Here is an 18,959-nt window from a genome sequence, read left to right as displayed (position 1 = left end):
CACCATGTCTCTCAAGACCACTGCGGCGCCCTGCGCCCTGCTGCTCGCCGCCCTGGCCGGCCCAGCCTTCGCTCAGCAGCCCGCCACGCCGCCTTCAGAGCCGACCGTGCTGGACAGCGTCATTGTCACCGCCCGCCGCAACGCCGACGACCCCGCCGTTGTCGCCGAGGCGCGGGCACGCCTGTCGCGCACGCCCGGCGCGGTCGCCGTCGTCTCGGCCGAATCCTACGCTGATCGCTACGCGCCCAATCTGGCCGACGTTCTGCGCGACGCCCCCGGCGTCTATGCCCAGAAGAAGTGGGGCGGCGACATCCGTCTGTCGATCCGCGGCTCGGGCATAGGCAACTCCAGCCACAATCGCGGCACCCTGCTGGCCCAGGACGGCGTGCCGTTCAACGAGGCCGACGGCTTCGGCGACTTCCAGCTGATCGACCCGCTGATCGCCCGCTATACCGAGGTCTACAAGGGCGGCAACGCCCTGCGCTTCGGCGGCGCCCTGCTGGGCGGGGCGATCAATCTGGTGACGCCGACTGGCCGCACGGCGGCGTCGAACCTGAACCTGCGTCTGGACGGCGGCTCTTATGGCACGGTGCGCGCCCATGCCGAGGTCGCGGGCGTGCGCGGCGACTGGGACGGCTTCGCCGCCGTCACCGGCCAGAGCGTGGACGGCTGGCGTCAGCAGAGCGAGGGCAAGTCCCTGCACCTGTCCGCCAACATCGGCCGTAGCTTCGGTCAGGACCGCGAGGTGCGCCTGCTCGTCTCGGGCGGCGACATCCACCAGGAAATCCCCGGCAGCGTCAGCCTGAACGACGCCCTGACCCAGCCGGAGAAGGCCAACCTGGGCAATCTCAGCCTGAATTATCAGCGCAATATGCAGTCGATCCGCACGACGGTGCAGACGCACTGGCGGCTGGACCAATCCACCGTGTTCGAGGGCGCCGTCTATGGAACCTGGAAGGATCTGGACCACCCGATCTTCCAGGTCATCGACCAGGAAAGCCGCAACTACGGCGCCTTCGGCCGGTTCGACTGGCAGGGTCAGGTCGCCGGCCTGCGCGCCGACGCCTTCTACGGCGCCTGGTACCGCCAGGGCGATCTGGACGCCAAACAGTGGGCCAATCTGGCCGGCCAGCAGAACGGTCTGCGCGCCCGCAGCTTCCAGAACGGCAAGGGGCTGGACGTCTTCGGCGAGGGGCGGCTGTTCGTCACCGACCGCCTCGCCCTGGTCGCCGGGGGAACCTGGGGCCGCGCAGAACGCGACTATCAAAGCTATGTGGTCCCCGGCGTCGCCGGCACGATCGACCTGAGCGTCGATAAGACGTTTGACTGGTTCGCGCCCCGCGCCGGCCTGTTGTGGGAAAGCGAGGAAGGCGATCAGGTGTTCGCCAATGTCACCCGCTCGGTCGAACCGCCCAACTTCTCGGCCCTGTCGCCGACGGCCGACGGCTATCAGCCCCTGGTTCCGCAGGAGGCCGTCACCTGGGAAATCGGCACGCGCGGTCGCCGCGGCCCCGTGACCTGGGACGTCACCGCCTATCGCGCCGAACTGGACCACGAACTGCTGAACTTCCTGCCTAATGTGACGGGGCTTCCCGCCACATTCAACGCCGGACCGACCGTTCACCAGGGGATCGAAGCGGGGCTGGATTGGCGGATCGCGCCGCAATGGCGGCTCCGCCAGACCTACGCCTTCTCGGACTTCTTCTTCGACGGAGACAAGGTCTACGGCGACAATGACCTGCCGGTCGTGCCGCCTCATCTGTACCGGGCCGAGCTGAGGTATGATCACCCGGCCGGCTGGTTCGTGGCGCCCAGCTTGGAATGGTCGATGGCCGATTCCTGGGTCGACTACGCCAATACGCCGACCCTGAAGTCGCCCGCCTATACGGTGGCGAACCTGAACATGGGCTGGACCGTGCGGGACGGACTGACCGTCTTCGCCGACGTACGCAACCTGTTCGACGAGGCCTATGTCTCGAACTTCAGCGCCGTCACCGACGCCAGCCTGGCCAGCGTCTCGACCGCCGTCTTCTTCCCCGGCGAGGGCCGCTCGGCCTATGTCGGCGTGAGGATGAGCTACTGATGGCCGGCAAGGCCGCAACCTCGGCGCCGGACGATCTGTCCGGCGCCTACCGGGCCGTCTGGCGCTGGCATTTCTACGCCGGCGTCTTCGTCATGCCCGTGCTGATGCTGCTGGCCCTGACCGGCGGCCTTTATCTGTTCAAGGACGAGATCGACGGCGCCCTCTATCGCGACATGATCCGCGTGCCGGCGGTTCAGTCCCAAGCAGGTCAGGCCCAGGCAGCCCCAGAAACATGGCTGACGTCGGCGGTCCAGGCCGCCGGCGGCGGCCGGGTCGCCAATCTGGTCCTGCCCGCCCGGCCGGACCAGGCCGTCCGCCTGCGGGTGGATCGGCCCGACGGGGTGCAGAAGACGGTCTTCGTCGATCCGCACACAGGCCGCGCCACCGGCGTGATTCCCGCCGGCGGTTTCATGGAGCTGGTCAAGAAGACCCACAGCCTGACCCTGCTGGGTCGGCCGTTCAACGTCCTGGTGGAGATCGTGGCGGGCTGGACCATCATCCTGTTCGCCACCGGCCTCTATCTGTGGTGGCCGCGTGGGCGGGCCGTCGCCACCGTCTCGCTCCGAACGACCGATGCCCGACATCGCCCCTTCTGGCGCGACCTGCACGCCCTGACCGGCGTCTATGTCGGCGGGGTCGTGCTGTTCCTGGCGGTCACCGGCATGCCCTGGTCGGCCTTCTGGGGCGCTACGGTCATGGACGTTGTCAAATCCAGCGGCCTGGGCCGCCCCCCGGCCCCCGTCGCCGGGGCCTGGCAAAGGGCCGAACATCATGACCAGCCGCTCGGCGCCGGATGGACCCTGGAGGGCATGGTCATGGCCCACGATCATGCGGGCCACGGCGCCCTGGGTCGGGTGCTGAAGACAGCCGACGACGCGGGTCTCGCCCGCCCCTACGCCGTCTCCATTCCCGCCGCCCCGGGCACGGCCTATACGATCACGACCCAGGCCCGCCGGGTCCAGGACAGCCGTTCCCTGTATGTGGACGCCGCCTCGGGCCATGTGCTGGCCGACCTCGGCTACGACCAGTTCGGCGCGGGCGCCAAGGCGATCGAATGGGGCGTCTACACCCACCAGGGCACACAGTACGGCCAGGTGAACCGGATCGTCATGCTGCTGGGCTGTATCGGCGTCTGGCTGCTGGCGATCAGCGGTCTGGTCATGTGGTGGAAACGCCGCCCGCCGAACCTGTCGCGGCTTCGCCTGGGCGGCCCGCCCGCCCCGCCGGGACCGCGCGTCCGCGCCGCCGTGCTGGGCATCGTCCTGCCCCTCGCCCTCCTCTATCCCCTGACGGGCCTGAGCCTGGTCTTCGCCGTATTGCTCGATCGAGCCGTGCGGCCGATGATCCGGCGCAGTCCCGCCGTTTCCTGAAAGAACGACGCCATGAAGACCCATCTATCCCTCGCCGCCATCGCCCTCGCACTGGCGGCCTGCAACCCGCCGCAAGAGGCCAAGACGGCGCCGGAGTCGCCCACAGCCACGGCGGCCGTGACCGCCGCCAACGCCTGGTGCCGGCCTTCGCCGAACGGGGCCAAGGCCGGCGGCTGCTACGTCACCCTGACCGCGACCACCGACGACCGACTGACCGGCGGCGCCACACCCCGCGCCGGCGAGCTTCAGGTCCACGAGATGAAGACCGAGAACGGCATGATGAAGATGGCGCAGTTGACCGAAGGCCTGCCGCTACCGGCCGGTCAGGCGGTCGGTCTGGCGCCCGGCGGCAATCATCTGATGCTGATCGGCCTGACCGCCCCCCTGGTCGCCGGCGAGACCGTGCCCCTGACCCTGAAGTTCGCCTCGGCGCCCGAGGTGACGGTGCAGGCGGCGGTGCGCCAACCCGCAATGGCGGCCATGGCGGGCATGGATCACGGCGCGCACTGACGCCTTTTGAAGCGCGAGCCTGACAAACCGGTTTGAACCGGCTAAAGGCTCGCGCCTCACGAGGAATCCCATGGCCCTTAGAGTCGCGATCGTCGGCCTGCCCAATGTCGGCAAGTCCACCCTGTTCAACGCCCTGACCAAGACGGCGGCGGCCCAGGCGGCCAACTATCCGTTCTGCACCATCGAGCCGAACACCGGCGACGTGGCCGTGCCAGAGCCGCGCCTGAACGCCCTGGCCGAGGTCGCCGGGTCCAAGGAAATCATCCCCGCCCGCATCACCTTCGTCGATGTCGCCGGCCTGGTGCGCGGCGCGTCCAAGGGCGAGGGCCTGGGCAACCAGTTCCTGGCCAATATCCGCGACTGCGACGCCGTGGCCTTCGTGGCCCGCTGCTTCGTCGATGACGACATCACCCACGTCGAGAACCGCATCGATCCGATCGCCGATCTGGAGATCATCGAGACCGAGTTGATGCTGGCCGACATGGAAAGCCTGGAGCGCCGCCGGCCCCAGCTGGAGAAGCGCGCCAAGGGCGGCGACAAGGAGTCCGGCCTGACGCTGAAACTGGTCGATCTGGCCCTGGCCCAGCTGAACGCCGGCAAGCCCGCCCGCACAGCCGACGTGTCCAAGGAGGACGCCAAGGCCTGGCACATGCTGCAACTGCTGACCGCCCTGCCCGCCCTCTATGTCTCGAATGTCGAGGAAGGTTCGGCCGACAAGGGCAATGAGCTGTCGGACAAGGTCGCCGCCCGCGCCGCCACGGACAACGCCAATTCGGTCGTCATCTCGGCCCAGATCGAATCCGAGATCGCCGTGCTGGACGACGAGGAGCAGAAGGAGTTCCTCGAGACCCTGGGTCTGGAAGAACCCGGCCTGAACCGCCTGATCCGCGAGGCCTACAAGCTGCTGGGACTTCAGACCTATTTCACGGTCGGCCCCAAGGAAGCCCGCGCCTGGACGATCAACGTCGGCGACACCGCGCCCCAGGCGGCCGGCGTCATCCACACCGACTTCGAGAAGGGCTTCATCCGCGCCGAAACCATCGCCTTCGACGACTTCGTCGCCCTGCGCGGCGAAGCCAAGGCGCGCGAAGCCGGCAAGCTGCGTGCGGAAGGCAAGACCTATGTCGTCAAGGACGGCGACGTGATGAACTTCCTGTTCAACTAGGTTTCGAAGCGGGGGCCTCCGGCTCCTTCTTCATCATGCTTTCCAACGGATTGGCGGGATCCGGCGCGCGCGGCGAGCCGGGGCAGCGCGCCAGTTTCACCGTTTTCATGTCCCTGTCGACGTAGGTCAGGTTCATCACGTCGCCGGTGGCGGCCATATGAACCCGCTCGCGCTTGGCCTGCCCCTGAGCGGCGCAGGCCAGGGTGGCCACATAGCCCGCTCCGGTCTCTTCAATCCGAGCGATGTCACAGGCGACGCCAGGGGCTTCGAACCGCATCGGCGTCAGGGTGATGGGCGCCCGCTCGCCCTGCGGATGGGCGCACCAGACGGGGTTGGCGGCCCAGATTCCCACAAAGCTGCGCGGGCCGCGGCCGGCCAGAGAGGACGGGCCCGGCGCCTCCACCTGTTGCATCGCCTCAGGCGTCCTGAGCGGACGCGCCGGCTCGTCCGGAGGATTGACCCCGTTGTCTCCACAGGCGGTCAGCAGGGCGATGGCCGCAACCATCGGGAAGAACGCATATTTCATCCGCCTACAACACCACGGCCAAGGCTGGGGTTCAAACCCGCGTCCTCATTGCGGTTGATCCTGATAATCGTTCGCAGTAACACCTCCGCCTGTCATCAAGCGGGGCCATTATGCGCAACCTACTCCTCCTCTCCACCGCCGCAGCCGCCTTCGGTTCGGTCTTGATCGCCCAGCCCGCGTGCGCCGAAGCGGCCGACGCGCCGGCGACCGAGGTCGATCCGGTCATCGTGATCGGCACGCGGTCGGAGCGTCTGGCGTCACGCACGCCCGCCACGGTCAGCGTCATCAGCGCCGACCAGATCGAGACCATGCTGGCCACCGACATCAAGGATCTGATTCGGTTCGAACCGGGCGTCAGCGTGCCGACCTCCCCCGCCCGCTTCAACCTGGCGCTGTCAGGCGGCGGTCGCGACAGCAATTCGGGCTTCACCATTCGCGGCATGGGCGGCGACCGCGTGCTGATCATCAACGACGGGGTGCGCCTGCCCAGCGGCTTCAGCTTCGGCGCCCAGGCGGTCGGTCGCGGCGACTATAACGACCTGGACATGGTCAAGTCGGTGGAGATCCTGCGCGGCCCCGCATCGGCCCTGTATGGTTCGGACGGCGTCGCCGGCGCCGTCGCCTTCACCACCAAGGACCCGTCCGATTTCCTGAAGGTCAGCCAGGATTTCGGCGCACGGGCACGGGCGGCCTATAGTTCGGCAGATGAAGGCTGGACCGAGAGTCTTGCCGTCGCCGGCCGCACGGGGTCGGTTTCGGGCCTGCTGGCCTACACCCGCCGCGATCACCAGGAGACGGAGAACCAGGGCGAGGTCGGCGGCGTCGGTTCGGCCCGAACCCAACCCAATCCGCAGGACTTCACCTCCAACGCCATCCTGGCCAAGCTGGTCTGGGACGTGGCGCCCGGCCATGCGCTGCGCCTGACCTATGACCACCTCGACTCCGAAATGGACGGCGACGCGCTGACCGCCCGGTCGGCGACGGTTCTGGCCGTCACCGCCCATGACGAAGCCCAGCGCGACAGCCTCAAGGGCGAGTGGCGCTTCCAGGACTTCGCCGGCTTCGAGAGCGGTTCGGTCAGCGCCTACTGGCAGGATGCGACCACCCGCCAGTATACCTATGAAGATCGAAGCCCCGCTGTGGACCGGGTCCGCGACACCACCTTCGACAACACCGTCTACGGCTTGGCCGCCCAAGGCGCGCGCGTCTTCGGCGCGGGCGGGGCGGTGGAACACCGTGTCACGGTCGGCGGCGACTGGTCGATGACCACGCAGGAAGGCGTCCGCGACGGCGTCACCCCGCCCGTCGGCGAAACCTTCCCGACCCGCGCCTTCCCCAAGACCGACTACCAGTTGGCGGGTCTGTTCGTTCAGGACGAGATCGAGATGCTGGGCGGCGCGCTCAGCATCATCCCCGCCGTACGCTACGACTGGTACGACCTGTCGCCGGAAGTCGACGCCCTGTTCCCTGCCTCGGCCACGGGCCAGTCGGAAGACCACATCTCGCCCAAGCTGGGCGTCGTCTGGTGGGCCGACCGTCGCTTCGGCCTGTTCGCCAACTACGCCGAAGGCTTCCGCGCCCCGTCGCCGATGCAGGTGAACAACTATTTCGAAAATCCCGTCTACGGCTACACCTCGATCCCCAACCCGGACCTCAAGCCCGAAACCAGCGACAGTATCGAAGGCGGCCTGCGGTTCCGCGACATCGCGGCCTTCGGGGGCGAGCTGCGGCTCCAGACCACGGCCTTCAGCACCCATTATGACAACTTCATCGAACAGGTGGTGGCGTCGGGCACGGGCGTGCCGGGCGTCGATCCGCTGATCTATCAGTACGTCAACCTGACCAATGTCGACATCTGGGGGCTGGAAGCCAGAGGCGACATCGCCTGGAGCAATGGCCTCAGCCTGATCGTCTCCGCCGCCTTTGCGGACGGCGAGCAGGAAACGGACGGTGAGAAGACCCAGCTCAGCAGCGTCGATCCGATCAAACTGGTCGGCGGCCTGAACTATGCCGCGCCTTCGGGGGTCTGGGGCGGTTCGGCCGTCGTGACCTGGTCGGACAGGAAGGACGCCGCCACCTATGAACTGTCGTGCGGATCGGCCTGCTACACCGGCGACAGCTTCACCCTTCTCGACGTGACCGCCTATTGGAACGTCACCGAGCGCGCCACACTGCGGGCCGGCGCCTTCAACCTTCTCGACGAGAAATACGGCTGGTGGAGCGACGTGCGCGGCCTGTCCGCCGCCTCGTCCATCAAGGACGCCTACACCCAGCCGGGCCGCAACTTCGGTCTGTCCCTGACCCTGCGTCTGTAAGCGACCATGCACATCCCCCACATCAAGAGCCCTCGTCCCATGCGCGCCATCCTGATCGCCGCCGCCCTGCTGACCGCCGCTGCGCCCGCCGCCCAGGCGCTGGAAGCCGGAGCCGTCGCCCCGACTGCGGCTTCCACCCCCGCCAGCGCCTTCGAACGGGATCGCCAGTCGATCCTGGCCCAGGCCGGCCAGTATCGCGTCCATTTCGACATGCGCGAGAACGTCAGCTTCCAGGCCGACTACGACCCGCTGGAGGAGCAACTGTCGGGCGGCAGCGAGATCGTCCGCGTCGTCTATGACCAGGGCGACCGGATCAGTCTGCAACACATCCTGGTCATGGAGCATGAGGGCCAGGTCATCGTCATCAAGCACTGGCGTCAGGACTGGGTCTATCAGCCTCAGACGGTGCTGACCTACGCCGGGCCGAACCAGTGGGTGCTGACGCCCGTCCCGGCCGATCAGCGCCAGGGCGCCTGGTCCCAGACCGTGTGGCAGACCGACGACTCGCCCCGTTACGGCGGCGTCGGTCGCTGGACCTATGACAACGGCCTGTCGGCCTGGACGTCCGACCCGACCTGGCGGCCGCTGGCGCGGCGCGATGCGGTGCGGAACCCCGTCTATGACCGCTATCTGGGGACCAACCGCCACATCCTGACGCCGAACGGCTGGGTCCATATCCAGGACAATGTGAAAATGTCGGGCAAGGCGGGCGGCGCGCCGGTCGCCGTGGTCCAGGAGGATGTGATCAACACCTATGACCGGTCGACCGGCTATTCCCCTGCGGCCGGCGACGCCTATTGGGCCAAGACCCAGGGCTTCTGGGCCGCCGTGCGCCAGGCCTGGGATGACGCCATCGTCGCCGGAAACGGCGTCCATCTGCAGCAGGAGGCCCAGACCGGCTCCGTCACCGGCGCGCCGCTGATGGACCTAGCCCAGTCCCTGGCCGACGGCGAAACTACAGAGGCGGACGCGATCGCCCAGGCGCGCGTCCTGATCGCCGAGGCGACATCCGCCCGCTGACCGCTAAGGCCAGCGACGGATGATCGACGGCGGCCCGGGCTCCCCTCCGGGCCGCCGTTTTCGTATTTAGCGCCGCTGATCGGCGCTGGCGTCGCGGATGGCGTTGAATTCCGCGCTGGGTTTCCAGGCCGGCCAGGTCTCGCTGTCGGCCACCGTCAGCCCCAGCCGGTACAGCAGATCCAGGTTCTGGAAGGCCGCGGTGAAGTCGTAGTCGGCCCGCCATTCGTCGGTCAGCTGGTGATAATAGCGCGCCATCTGGGCCTCGTAGTACGGCGTGCCCGCCTCCAGCCCGCCCTCTACGAAGTCACGACCGCTCCACGGCATCAGGGCCGGCACCCCGCCTGCGGCGAAGTTGAAATGGTCGGAGCGGTAGTAGAAACCTTCCTGCGGATAGCCGTCGCCGGTCACCGTGCGGCCCTGCACGGCGGCGAACCGGCCCAGAATATCTTCCAGCTCCGACTTGCCGGCGCCGAACACCGCGACGTCGCGCGTCGCGGGGGTGAAGGGCAGCATGTCGATATTGATGTCCGCCGCCGTCTTCGCCAGCGGATAGACCGGATCGGCGGCATAGGCTTCCGAGCCCAGCAGTCCCTGTTCCTCGGCCGTGACGTGCAGGAAGACCACCGTCCGTTCCGGCGCCGGCCCGGCCTTGAAGGCGCGCGCCATCTCGATCAGGCCCGCCGTGCCCGAGGCGTTGTCCCAGGCGCCGTTGAAGATGTCGTCGCCCTCGGCGTTCGGCTCCTTGGCCTTGCCGACGTGATCCCAGTGCGCGGAATAGACGACATATTCGTCAGGCCGCGTCGCCCCGGGAATCCTGGCCAGCAGATTGTTCGAGTGAATGACCTCGGTCGTTTCGGCGATGTCGACGTCCAGCCGCACGCCCAGGTCCACCACCCCGCCCAGGCCGCCGGTCTTGGCGCGCGCCAGGGCCTCGGTCAGAACGTCTCCACCGATGGCGGTCCCCGTCGCCGGACTGATGGATCCGGTGAATCGCGCATCCTTTGCGCCCTTGACCGTCATCTGCGGCCGGGTCGCGCCGCCGACGGCCCGACGCCAGCGGCCGTCGTTGTCCTGAAGACTGATCACCCCGACCGCGCCGCGCTTCAGCGCCTCCTGGGTCTTGTGCGTGCCCGAGCCGTAGAAGTTCGGATCGACGCCCAGGGCGTCGGGCTGGGCGCGCAGGATCACCACCACCTTGCCCGTCAGATCGGCGTCGCCATAGTCGTCCCATCCCCGCTCCGGAGCCACGATTCCGTAGCCGGCGAAGACAAGCGGCGCACCGTCGATCTTGACCATCGGATCGGCCGGTCCCGCGCGCAAGGTGATGTCCGTTCCCGAAACCAGGGCGTGACGGACGCCGTCGGCGCCGGTCCAGGCGGCCGTCGGCGCACGCTCCGGCGTGAACCGCACCAGATCGACCGGTTGCAGCCAGGATCCGTCCCGTCCGCCCGGCTCCAGCCCCATGGCCTCATACTGGCGCTGGAGATAGGCCAGAGTCAGTTGCTCACCGATCAGGCCGGGGAAGCGGCCCTCCAACTCGTCGGAGGCCAGGTACTTGATGTGGTCGGACAGACGCTGGGCGCTGAACTGCGGCGTCGCCGCCGAGGCCGTGGCGAAGGCGTCCAGCCGGGCGGGCGGCGGGCTGACGGACGCGCCTGCGCAGGCGGTCAGGACCAGCGCCGCCAGGGCGATGAAGGGGGAACGACGAAGGATCATGCGGGCGGCTCGAACAGACGAATAGACAGGGAGCCAGGATCGCGTCCCGGCCCCCGGTTTTCACAGATATCAGGGACGCTCGGACGCCGTCGTGGCCCGCACGGGGCCGAACTCGGACCCCGTCTTCCATTCCGGCCAGTCCCGGCCGTTCGCCAGGGCGCGACCGACATCATAGAAGACCGTCAGATCCTCGATCATGCCGCTGTAGTCCCAGTCCGGCGACCATTCGTCCGCCGCCTGGTGATAGCGTTTGGCGCCGTATTCAGCGCGCGCAGCCTGGCGTTCGGCGATCGGTTCATCGCGGAAGTCGCCCCGGCTGCCGGCGTAGGCCATGGGCACGCCCCGCTTGGCCAGGGGGAAGTGGTCCGAGCGATAATAGGTGCCGGCCGCGTTCTCGTAATCCGGGACCAGACTACGGCCCTGTGACTGGATCGCGACGGCCAACCGCTCATCGAAATCGGACTGGCCGTATCCGGTGACGCCCAGCCCCGTGACACGGCCATAGACGTTCATCGAATCCATGTTGAACCCGCCCACCGTCCTGGGCAGCGGATAGACCGGGTTCACGGCGTAGTATTCCGAACCCAGCAGACCGCTTTCCTCGCCGGTGAAGCTGATCATAACGACAGAGCGTTCGGTGCGAGGGGCGCGTCCGTACATCCGCGCCAGTTCCAGCAGGCCGGCGGTGCCCGAGGCGTTGTCGACGGCGCCGTTGAAAATCCGGTCGCCCGTCGCGTCCGGCTCGCCCATGCCGATATGGTCCCAGTGTGCGGTGTACAGCACCGTCTCGTCCGGATGGGTCGTGCCCGGCAGGCGCGCGATGACATTGTGGCTGGTGACCTGATTGGTCGCCACGTCGAATTCGGTCGAGAAGGACGCGCCGGTCAGGGCGACGGGCTGGAAGTCGCGGCTGCGCGCCTGGACCTTCAGCGCCTCGAAATCCAGTCCTGCGCGGCGGAACAGGTCCACCGCCACATCGCGCTGGATCCAGCCCTCCATCGGCACCCGCTCGGCCGCCGCATTGGGCCTCAGGATGTCGAACTGCGGCACGCCCCAGGAGTTGGCGACCGTCGCCCAGCCGTAAGAGGCCGGCGCCGTCTCGTGCACGATCAGCACGCCCGCCGCCCCGTGCTTGGCGGCCTCCTCGTACTTGTAGGTCCAGCGGCCGTAATAGGTCATGGCCTTGCCGCCGAAGGTGTTCAGCGCCGGCTCCTCGAAATCGGCGTCATTGACCAGGACGACCAGGATCTTGCCGCGCAAGTCCTGGTCCTTGAAGTCGTTCCAGTTCCGCTCGGGCGCATTGATGCCGTAGCCGACGAAGACCAGGGGCGCGTCCTTCAGGCTGACATGCTCGGCCGGACGGCGGGTGGAAATGGCTACCTCGCGGCCCTGGGTCATCGGCAGGCTCCAGTCCCCCAGCTTCAGCGAGGCATGGACGTTGGACTGGACGAAACGGTTCAGGATGACGTCCTGGGTCCACTGGCCGTTGGGACCGCCCGGCTCGAAACCGGCGGCCGCATATTGAGCGCTCAGGTACTGGACGACCTTCTCTTCAGCCGGGGTGGCGATGCCGCGTCCCTCATAGGCGTCGCTCGACAGGACGCGGATATCCTCCGAAATCCGCGCGGCGTCGAAGGACGGCGCGGCCTGATCCGCTCCGACGGTGGCGCAGGCGGACAGGGTGACGCCGGCCATCAGCACGGCGGCGAAAGAAGAGACGATACGCATGAACACGAGGCCCCACAGCCGGAAATGAAGTCGCCGACCCTAGGGGGCGAAATCCATCATGTCGATTCCGTGTCACGCGCCATTTGTCGCAAACAAAAGCCCGCCGAAGCGGACTTCGGCGGGCTGATGATCAGGTCATTTGAACCTGCGCCTAGTGGGCGACGCCCTTCCAGACGCGGCGATAGCTGGCGTAGGTGAGGCCGGCGAAGATCAGCAGGAAAATGATCACACCGAAGCCGGCCTGTTTGCGTTCGACCATCTTCGGTTCGGACGTCCAGGCGATGAAGGCGGCCACATCCTTGGCGTACTGGTCCACCGTCTGGGGCGAGCCGTCGTCATAGGTCACCTGGCCGTTCCGAAGCGGCGGCGGCATGGCGATGAAGCCCCCCTCCGGCACATGGTGCTTGTCCCCCGTCCAGAAGGGCGTCAGGTCGCCGGCCATATAGGGGTTGTAATGCTGCCCCTCTCGGATGGTCAGGCCCGCCGGCGCCGCGCGATAGCCCGACAGCAGAGAGTAGATATAGTTGGCGCCGTCGTGGCGGGCCTTGGCCATCACCGACAGATCAGGCGGCGCCGCTCCGCCGTTGCCTGCGGCGGCGGCCGTCGCGTTCGGGTAAGGGCTGCGGAACTTGTCGGCCGGAGTGGCGTCGCGCTGGATCGGTTCACCGGTCTCGCTGTCGATGTCCGGGACCTGGACCTCCTTGGCCAGGGCCTTGACCACCGGATTGTCGTTCGGGTTCGGATATTTCGGATTCCAGAACGGCCCGTGGCGATCACCCAGATTGCGATAGTGCATCAGGTTCATGCTGTGGCAGGCGGCGCAAACCTCCTGATAGACCTTGTAGCCGCGCTGAAGCTGGCCCTGGTCATAGACGCCGAACGGCCCTTCGAAGCTGAACCCGCCCGAGCGCGGATGGGCGGCCCCGCCAGCAGCCAGGGCCGGGGCCGCGGCCAGCAGGCCGAAAGCTACAGCCGCCGAGGCGATGAGCCTGGACATCGAGGCGTTGGTTTTCACGGTCATCATGGCCCTCACCCCCTCTTCTCGGGCGAGGCCGGGGCGAAAGCCGGCATCGCGTCCGCACCGGTCAGGACCGGCTCGGAAATGGTCGCCGGGATCGGCAGCGGCGTCTCCTTCAAGCCCACGAACGGCAGGATCACCAGGAAGAAGAGGAAGTAGTAGGCCGTGAACAGCCGCGTCAGCCACAGGTAGGAGTTCAGGTTGCCGTCCAGCAGAACCACGCCGCCCAACCCCGGAATGACCGGCGCGTCCGGAAGCTGACCACCGCACCAGCCCAAGCCCACGCCGACCACCAGGAAGATGAAGAAGAAGGTCCGCATGGTCGGGCGATACCGCATCGACCGGACCTTGGACGTATCAAGCCAGGGCAGGACGAACAGCACGCCGATGGCGCTGAACATCGCCACCACGCCGCCGAACTTGTCCGGGATGGCGCGCAGGATGGCGTAGAAGGGCAGCATGTACCACTCGGGCACGATGTGCGCCGGGGTCTGCAGCGGGTTGGCCGGGATGTAGTTGTCGGCGTGTCCCAGGGCGTTCGGCTGATAGAAGACGAAGATCGCGAACAGCAGCAGGAACAGGATGATCGCGAACCCGTCCTTCAGCGTGAAATAGGGGTGGAAGGGCAACATGTCCTTCTTCGTCCGATCCTTGGGGATCAGGATGCCGACCGGATTGTTCTGACCCGCCGAGTGGAGCGCCCACAGGTGCAGCACGACGCAGCCCAATATGGCGAAGGGCAGCAGATAGTGGAGCGAGAAGAAGCGGTTCAGCGTCGCATTGTCGATCGCCGGTCCGCCGCGCAGCCAGATCAGGATCGGCTCGCCGATCACCGGGATGGCCCCGATCAGATTGGTGATCACCTCGGCGCCCCAGAAGGACATCTGGCCCCAGGGCAGGACGTAACCCAGGAAGGCCGTCGCGATCATCAGGAAGAAGATCACGCAGCCGATGATCCAGATCATCTCGCGCGGAGCCTTGTACGAGCCGTAGTACAGCCCGCGCAGCATGTGCAGATAGACGGCGATGAAGAACATCGACGCGCCGTTGGCGTGCACATAGCGGATCAGCCAGCCGCCGTTGACGTCGCGCATGATCCGCTCGACCGAGGCGAAGGCCAGGTCGACGTGCGGCGTATAGTGCATGGCCAGAACAATGCCGGTGACGATCTGCGTCATCAGACACAGGGCCAGGATGCCGCCGAAGGTCCACCAGTAGTTCAGGTTTCTGGGTGTCGGCAGCGACATGTAGTCTGCGCCGAAGCGGATGATCGGCAGCCGGGTGTCCAGCCACTTCTCGACGCCCGTCTTAGGGACGTAGGTGGATTCGTGTTCGCTCATTTCCTCCCCCTGGCCCTCACCCGATCTTGACGCGAGTGTCGGACGCAAATTCATAGTCGGGCACCACCAGGTTCAGAGGCGCGGGCCCCTTCCTGATCCGCCCGGACGCATCATAGTGCGAACCGTGGCAGGGGCAGAACCAGCCGCCGTAGTCGCCGGCGCCAAAGGTCGGCACGCAGCCCAGGTGGGTGCAGGATCCGACCACGACCAGATATTTCTCGTGGCCTGGCTTGGTGCGCTCGGCGTCGGTCTGGGGCTGTTTCAGGTCCGAGGCGTGATCATCGGCGATGACGCGCTGCAGTTCGGCCGGAGTGCGATAGCGCACGAAGACCGGCTTGCCCTGCCATTTGATCACGACCTGCTGGCCTTCCTGCACCTTGGTCAGGTCGAACTCGATCGAAGCCAGGGCCAGGGTGTCGGCGGCGGGGTTCATCTGGTTGATCAGCGGCCAGGCGATCATCGCCCCGGCGCCGACCGCAGCGGCGCCCGCTGCGATATGGATGAAGTCGCGGCGATTCGGATCGCCCTCGCCTTCCGGAATCACACCCGTCTCGGCCACGTTTCACCTCTCGAAAACCGCCGGGACCGCCTGTATTGGCGCTCCTCTTTTGCGGCACGAACCCTAAAAGCGAGACCCAGTATTCCCCTCGGTCTGTATTTGCGGCCTAAGGCCGCAAGTCGCTGACGTTTCTTGCGAAACGTTCGCAGACAGACCGCGACAAACCCCCAGGCCGCGTATATCTAGGGATTAGAATGCGTCTCGCTCTTTTTCAACCGGACATTCCTCAGAACGTCGGCGCCTGCATCCGGCTGTCGGCCTGTTTCGGGGTGGAACTGCACGTCGTGGAGCCTACGGGCTTTCGTTTCGACGACCGCGCCATGAAGCGAGCGGCGCTCGACTATGGTCCTTTGTCGCACATGACCCGGCACGCCGACTGGGATGCATTTCAGCGCGACCGCCCCGCCGGCCGACTGATTCTGTTCACCACCCGCGGCGCGACGCCCCTGTCCGATTTCGTCTTTCACCCCGACGACACGCTTCTGTTCGGCAAGGAAACATCCGGCGCGCCGGACTATGTCCACGCCGCCGTCGACGCCCGCGTGGTGATTCCGCTGCGTCCTGAAGCGCGTTCGCTGAACCTGTCGGTCACCGCAGGCATCGCCCTGTGGGAGGGGCTGCGCCAGACAGGCGGGATCGGCTAGAGGGCTATCGTCCGCTCGATCCCAATGGCGTCCAGAAAGTCGGCGTCATGACTGACCACGATCAGGGCGCCGTCGTAGGCCCGCAGCGCGACATCCACGGCGGCGACGGAATCGAGGTCCAGGTGATTGGTCGGCTCGTCCAGAATCAGCAGTTGCGGCGGCTTGGCCCCTGTCATGACGCAGGCCAGGGCCGCCCGTAGCCGCTCGCCGCCCGACAGCGCGCCGACTTCGCGATGCGCCGCTACATTCCGGAACAGAAACCGCGCCAGCGCCGCCTGGGCGTCATTGATTGAGCCCTCGGGATTGAACCGCCGCCAGGCCTCGACCAGGGTTTCCTCCGGTTTCAAGATCGCAGCCTCTTGGTCCAGCAGCACCGCTCGGCCTAGCCGTTCCACCCGTCCGGTCGTCGGCTCCAGCGCCCCATGGATCAGTCGCAGCAGGGTCGTTTTCCCCGCCCCGTTCGGCCCTGTGATCGCGACCCGTTCCGGCCCCGTCAGCCGCAGGCTGACCGGACCCACGACGGTGCGCCCCTGCGGCGTCTCCCACGTCGCATCGTCCAGAACCAGCAAGGTCCGCCCTGAAGCCAGCCCGCTCGATGGCATGGGGATCGACAGGGCGCGGGTGCGCTCTACCCGCTCGCGCGCCGTGGCCAGGGCCGCCTCCGCCTCTGCGGCTTGCCGCGCCGCCAGCAGCCGGTCGCCGGCGCCGCTGTTCTCGGCCCGCTCCGCTCTGGCGCCGATCAGGATCTTCGGCATGTCGCCCTTGGCGCCCTTGCGCCGTCCGGCTGCGTCGCGCCGCGCCTTCATCTCCGTACGGCGCTGGGCGTCCGCCCCCACCCTGGCGGCCGTCCGTTCGGCGCCCGCCAGATCGCGTTCCGCCGCCGCCCGCTCGGTCGCCTTGCGCTCGGCATAGAGGTCGTAGTTCCCGCCGTATACGGTCACGCCCAGACCGGAGACCTCGACGATCCGGTCCATGCGCCGCAGCAGATCGCGGTCATGGCTCACCACCACCGCCCCGCCGTCCCAGCGGCCCAGCACCTCGGCGATCAGTCGCCGCGCCTCGACATCCAGATGATTGGTCGGCTCGTCCAGCAGGATCAGGTCCGGCCGCGCCAGTAGCAGGCCGGCGAGCCGCAGCCGGGTCTGTTCGCCGCCGCTCAGACTGATCGTCGCCCGGTCCATGGCCAGGTCCGCCAGCCCGACCTCGGCCAGAATCTCGGCGATCCGCAGTTCGAGCGTCCAGTCCGCGTTCGCGAGATCTTCTGCGTCGCCCTCGCCGGCCAACGCCCGTTCGATCACCGCCAGGGCTTCGCCGACGCCGAGCGTTTGGGCGACCGTCTCGCCCGGCGCAGGATCATGGCGCTGATCCAGCACGCCGATCGTCCCGATGCGCGTCACCACGCCCTCGGCCGGCGACAGGCCGCCCGAGATCAAACGTAGCAGGGTGCTCTTGCCGGCGCCGTTGCGACCGACGACGCCGGTGCGCTCAGGCCCGAACGTCAGGCTCAGATTGTCGAAAAGCGTGACGCCGGCGGGCGTTCTAGCGGCGACCTTGTCGAGAGTCGCGAGCGCGGACGGGGACGCGCTTCGGCTTGGGCTTGTTGGCATGGAAAATCACGAGCAGCATGGCGGACAGGGCGGAACCGGTTGCCAGTGCGATGATCATGATCTTCGAGCCTCCTGCTCAAAACTCGTCAGAGACAAGAGGATGGGTCGTATTTGTGCGATGTGCAAGTCCGCGTCGCCCCTGAAGCGAACACGGCCGCGTGAACCCTCCCTTCCGGGGTGGACCGTCGGTCCAGTGGCGATCTGCTCGCCAGACCGCTAGGACGACTCCATGGAAAGCCGTTTCCGCATCGAAGACCCCGCCGGCGCCGCCGCGCGCCGCGAAGCCGCCGTCCAGCGTTTGCGCGACGAGACCGGCATAGACGAGGCGATGATCGACGCCCTGGTCGAGGGCTTCTACGCCCGCGTCCGTGACGACCGCCTGATCGGCCCGATCTTCGCTGACCGTATCACCGACTGGGCGCCGCACCTGGCGCAGATGAAACTATTCTGGTCGTCCGTCGCCCTGTCGACTGGGGTCTATCAGGGGCGACCTATGCCGAAGCACCTGCCCCTGCCCATCGACGCCCGCCATTTCGATCGCTGGTTGGAGGTTTTCGTCGAGACGGCCCGCGACCTTTGCCCGCCCGTGGCCGCCAACCACTTCATCGAACGCGCCCGACGCATCGCCGAAAGCCTGGAGCTTGGGATCGCCACCGCCAGCGGGGTGATGCTGGCCAAGGGCGAACGGTTCGTGCGGACTACGCAGGCGTGGACGCCGGATTAGGGTCCGAAAGGGCGATGTTCGCGGGTGTGGAAGATGCGCAGCACAACCACATCCGTCCGCTCAATACGGTAACGGATGATATAGCCTGCCTGTCCGAATGGAACGACCAACTCCCTTGATGCAGCCCCTGTTTTGGGCGCGCGCTCTGGGAACAGCTCGAGCGTTCTAAGCGCTTGATCCAAACGTCAGCCGCCCTCAATGCAGCTCTGGGGGCGACATCCGCGAGGAAGTTGGAGACGCGGATCAGATCGCTGCGCGCAGGCGGCAGCAAGCGAACCCGATATTTCAACGCTTCTCCGCCAGGCGCCGCGCCAAGTTGTCGTGAAAATCGCGAAGTGCATCCTCCAGCGGCACGGTCACGCCCGTCCGCTCATACTCGGCCCAGCGTTCCGCGTCCTCCGAGACCCAGGAGGCCGGATATTCGCTCACGCCTGCGATGCCGATATCCCCAATCACGCCTTCCAGCGTCTGGATCGCAAAGGCCGTCGGGTCCAGCCCCGCCGCCTCGGCCACCGCCTTCAGCCGCCGCGCCTGATCTTCGTTCAGGTGGATGTCGAAACCCTCGGCCATGCGCCGACGATACCTCAGCCCACAGGGCGCCGCAATGTTCCCACATTGTTCTTGCTTCAATCGC

Annotated in this window: 17 protein-coding genes; 8 read left to right on the top strand and 9 right to left on the bottom strand. The window is 67.1% G+C overall.

All coding sequences use genetic code 11. The annotated features are described in order from the left end of the window. The first annotated feature begins 4 nt into the window (after nucleotides 1–4). The 4 genes from AC1RSI_RS08480 to ychF all read left to right on the top strand — a co-directional run bounded on the left by AC1RSI_RS08480 (nucleotide 5) and on the right by ychF (nucleotide 5,128). Entirely contained in the window at nucleotides 5–2,083 is a 2,079-nt protein-coding gene (locus AC1RSI_RS08480; RefSeq protein WP_035305025.1) for a TonB-dependent receptor family protein, read from the top strand. Further along, a complete protein-coding gene (locus tag AC1RSI_RS08475) occupies nucleotides 2,083–3,453 on the top strand; it encodes a PepSY-associated TM helix domain-containing protein (RefSeq protein WP_154725194.1) in 1,371 nt (456 codons plus the stop codon). Before AC1RSI_RS08480 ends, AC1RSI_RS08475 begins: the two co-directional genes overlap by 1 nt. A 12-nt stretch (nucleotides 3,454–3,465) precedes the next feature. Further along, nucleotides 3,466–3,963: a copper chaperone PCu(A)C gene (locus tag AC1RSI_RS08470; protein WP_035305029.1), complete on the top strand. Its 498-nt coding sequence runs from the start codon at nucleotides 3,466–3,468 to the stop codon at nucleotides 3,961–3,963. Nucleotides 3,964–4,033: 70 nt separating this feature from the next. After that, entirely contained in the window at nucleotides 4,034–5,128 is a 1,095-nt protein-coding gene (ychF, locus tag AC1RSI_RS08465; RefSeq protein ID WP_154725195.1) for a redox-regulated ATPase YchF, read from the top strand. Here the strand turns inward: ychF and AC1RSI_RS08460 are convergent. Next, nucleotides 5,121–5,654, bottom strand: a complete 534-nt coding sequence (locus AC1RSI_RS08460; RefSeq protein WP_040349386.1) for a hypothetical protein — start codon at nucleotides 5,652–5,654, stop codon at nucleotides 5,121–5,123. The genes ychF and AC1RSI_RS08460 overlap by 8 nt on opposite strands. A 110-nt stretch (nucleotides 5,655–5,764) precedes the next feature. Between AC1RSI_RS08460 and AC1RSI_RS08455 the strand changes: the two genes are divergently transcribed. Beyond that, the gene (locus tag AC1RSI_RS08455; RefSeq protein ID WP_035305038.1) at nucleotides 5,765–7,969 is read left to right on the top strand and encodes a TonB-dependent hemoglobin/transferrin/lactoferrin family receptor; all 2,205 of its coding nucleotides are present in this window, start codon (nucleotides 5,765–5,767) and stop codon (nucleotides 7,967–7,969) included. Between the two features lie 39 nt (nucleotides 7,970–8,008). Continuing rightward, nucleotides 8,009–8,989, top strand: a complete 981-nt coding sequence (locus tag AC1RSI_RS08450; protein ID WP_035305041.1) for a DUF6607 family protein — start codon at nucleotides 8,009–8,011, stop codon at nucleotides 8,987–8,989. A 66-nt stretch (nucleotides 8,990–9,055) separates the two neighbouring features. Here the strand turns inward: AC1RSI_RS08450 and AC1RSI_RS08445 are convergent, their stop codons facing one another. The 5 genes from AC1RSI_RS08445 to petA all read right to left on the bottom strand — a co-directional run bounded on the left by AC1RSI_RS08445 (nucleotide 9,056) and on the right by petA (nucleotide 15,350). Beyond that, on the bottom strand, nucleotides 9,056–10,705 hold the full coding sequence (locus tag AC1RSI_RS08445; protein ID WP_154725196.1) for a M28 family peptidase: 1,650 nt from the start codon (nucleotides 10,703–10,705) through the stop codon (nucleotides 9,056–9,058). A gap of 69 nt (nucleotides 10,706–10,774) precedes the next feature. Next, entirely contained in the window at nucleotides 10,775–12,433 is a 1,659-nt protein-coding gene (locus AC1RSI_RS08440; protein ID WP_154725197.1) for a M28 family metallopeptidase, read from the bottom strand. Nucleotides 12,434–12,584: 151 nt separating this feature from the next. Then, nucleotides 12,585–13,457 (bottom strand): cytochrome c1, encoded by an 873-nt coding sequence (locus AC1RSI_RS08435; protein ID WP_008261999.1) that lies wholly within the window; start codon nucleotides 13,455–13,457, stop codon nucleotides 12,585–12,587. A 5-nt stretch (nucleotides 13,458–13,462) separates the two neighbouring features. Beyond that, complete coding sequence (locus tag AC1RSI_RS08430; RefSeq protein ID WP_154725198.1) at nucleotides 13,463–14,791, bottom strand: cytochrome b; 1,329 nt, start codon at nucleotides 14,789–14,791, stop codon at nucleotides 13,463–13,465. Nucleotides 14,792–14,807: 16 nt separating this feature from the next. Further along, nucleotides 14,808–15,350 carry a ubiquinol-cytochrome c reductase iron-sulfur subunit gene (gene petA / locus AC1RSI_RS08425; protein ID WP_008260246.1) on the bottom strand — a complete coding sequence of 181 codons (543 nt, stop codon included), beginning with the start codon at nucleotides 15,348–15,350 and terminating at the stop codon, nucleotides 14,808–14,810. Between the two features lie 194 nt (nucleotides 15,351–15,544). Between petA and AC1RSI_RS08420 the strand changes: the two genes are divergently transcribed. Further along, on the top strand, nucleotides 15,545–15,994 hold the full coding sequence (locus tag AC1RSI_RS08420; RefSeq protein ID WP_008261133.1) for a tRNA (cytidine(34)-2'-O)-methyltransferase: 450 nt from the start codon (nucleotides 15,545–15,547) through the stop codon (nucleotides 15,992–15,994). Here the strand turns inward: AC1RSI_RS08420 and AC1RSI_RS08415 are convergent. After that, nucleotides 15,991–17,601: an ABC-F family ATP-binding cassette domain-containing protein gene (locus tag AC1RSI_RS08415; RefSeq protein ID WP_154725199.1), complete on the bottom strand. Its 1,611-nt coding sequence runs from the start codon at nucleotides 17,599–17,601 to the stop codon at nucleotides 15,991–15,993. The genes AC1RSI_RS08420 and AC1RSI_RS08415 overlap by 4 nt on opposite strands. Nucleotides 17,602–17,830: 229 nt before the next feature. On the opposite strand from AC1RSI_RS08415, the gene AC1RSI_RS08410 reads away from it, so the two are divergent. Further along, on the top strand, nucleotides 17,831–18,325 hold the full coding sequence (locus tag AC1RSI_RS08410; RefSeq protein WP_154725200.1) for a group III truncated hemoglobin: 495 nt from the start codon (nucleotides 17,831–17,833) through the stop codon (nucleotides 18,323–18,325). On the opposite strand, the gene AC1RSI_RS08405 is transcribed toward AC1RSI_RS08410, so the two are convergent. Further along, a complete protein-coding gene (locus tag AC1RSI_RS08405) occupies nucleotides 18,322–18,507 on the bottom strand; it encodes a type II toxin-antitoxin system RelE/ParE family toxin (RefSeq protein WP_154725201.1) in 186 nt (61 codons plus the stop codon). The genes AC1RSI_RS08410 and AC1RSI_RS08405 overlap by 4 nt on opposite strands. Before the next feature lie 103 nt (nucleotides 18,508–18,610). Continuing rightward, nucleotides 18,611–18,895: a hypothetical protein gene (locus AC1RSI_RS08400; RefSeq protein ID WP_035305053.1), complete on the bottom strand. Its 285-nt coding sequence runs from the start codon at nucleotides 18,893–18,895 to the stop codon at nucleotides 18,611–18,613. Nucleotides 18,896–18,959 lie beyond the last annotated feature (64 nt).

The sequence above is a fragment of the Brevundimonas sp. GW821-FHT10E09 genome, assembly GCF_058809375.1.
The sequence above is the reverse complement of the archived record's forward strand: the minus strand, read 5'-3'. Positions and strand labels throughout refer to the sequence as shown.

Excerpts from the sequence above, each read along its gene's own strand:
- AC1RSI_RS08420 (WP_008261133.1), top strand. The coding sequence starts at position 15,545 with ATGCGTCTCGCTCTTTTTCAACCGGACATTCCTCAGAACGTCGGCGCC.
- AC1RSI_RS08455 (WP_035305038.1), top strand. The coding sequence starts at position 5,765 with ATGCGCAACCTACTCCTCCTCTCCACCGCCGCAGCCGCCTTCGGTTCG.
- AC1RSI_RS08435 (WP_008261999.1), bottom strand. The coding sequence starts at position 13,457 with ATGATGACCGTGAAAACCAACGCCTCGATGTCCAGGCTCATCGCCTCG.
- AC1RSI_RS08430 (WP_154725198.1), bottom strand. The coding sequence starts at position 14,791 with ATGAGCGAACACGAATCCACCTACGTCCCTAAGACGGGCGTCGAGAAG.
- AC1RSI_RS08440 (WP_154725197.1), bottom strand. The coding sequence starts at position 12,433 with ATGCGTATCGTCTCTTCTTTCGCCGCCGTGCTGATGGCCGGCGTCACC.
- AC1RSI_RS08460 (WP_040349386.1), bottom strand. The coding sequence starts at position 5,654 with ATGAAATATGCGTTCTTCCCGATGGTTGCGGCCATCGCCCTGCTGACC.
- AC1RSI_RS08480 (WP_035305025.1), top strand. The coding sequence starts at position 5 with ATGTCTCTCAAGACCACTGCGGCGCCCTGCGCCCTGCTGCTCGCCGCC.
- AC1RSI_RS08445 (WP_154725196.1), bottom strand. The coding sequence starts at position 10,705 with ATGATCCTTCGTCGTTCCCCCTTCATCGCCCTGGCGGCGCTGGTCCTG.
- AC1RSI_RS08470 (WP_035305029.1), top strand. The coding sequence starts at position 3,466 with ATGAAGACCCATCTATCCCTCGCCGCCATCGCCCTCGCACTGGCGGCC.
- AC1RSI_RS08450 (WP_035305041.1), top strand. The coding sequence starts at position 8,009 with ATGCGCGCCATCCTGATCGCCGCCGCCCTGCTGACCGCCGCTGCGCCC.
- AC1RSI_RS08410 (WP_154725200.1), top strand. The coding sequence starts at position 17,831 with ATGGAAAGCCGTTTCCGCATCGAAGACCCCGCCGGCGCCGCCGCGCGC.
- AC1RSI_RS08415 (WP_154725199.1), bottom strand. The coding sequence starts at position 17,601 with ATGCCAACAAGCCCAAGCCGAAGCGCGTCCCCGTCCGCGCTCGCGACT.
- AC1RSI_RS08400 (WP_035305053.1), bottom strand. The coding sequence starts at position 18,895 with ATGGCCGAGGGTTTCGACATCCACCTGAACGAAGATCAGGCGCGGCGG.
- AC1RSI_RS08475 (WP_154725194.1), top strand. The coding sequence starts at position 2,083 with ATGGCCGGCAAGGCCGCAACCTCGGCGCCGGACGATCTGTCCGGCGCC.
- ychF (WP_154725195.1), top strand. The coding sequence starts at position 4,034 with ATGGCCCTTAGAGTCGCGATCGTCGGCCTGCCCAATGTCGGCAAGTCC.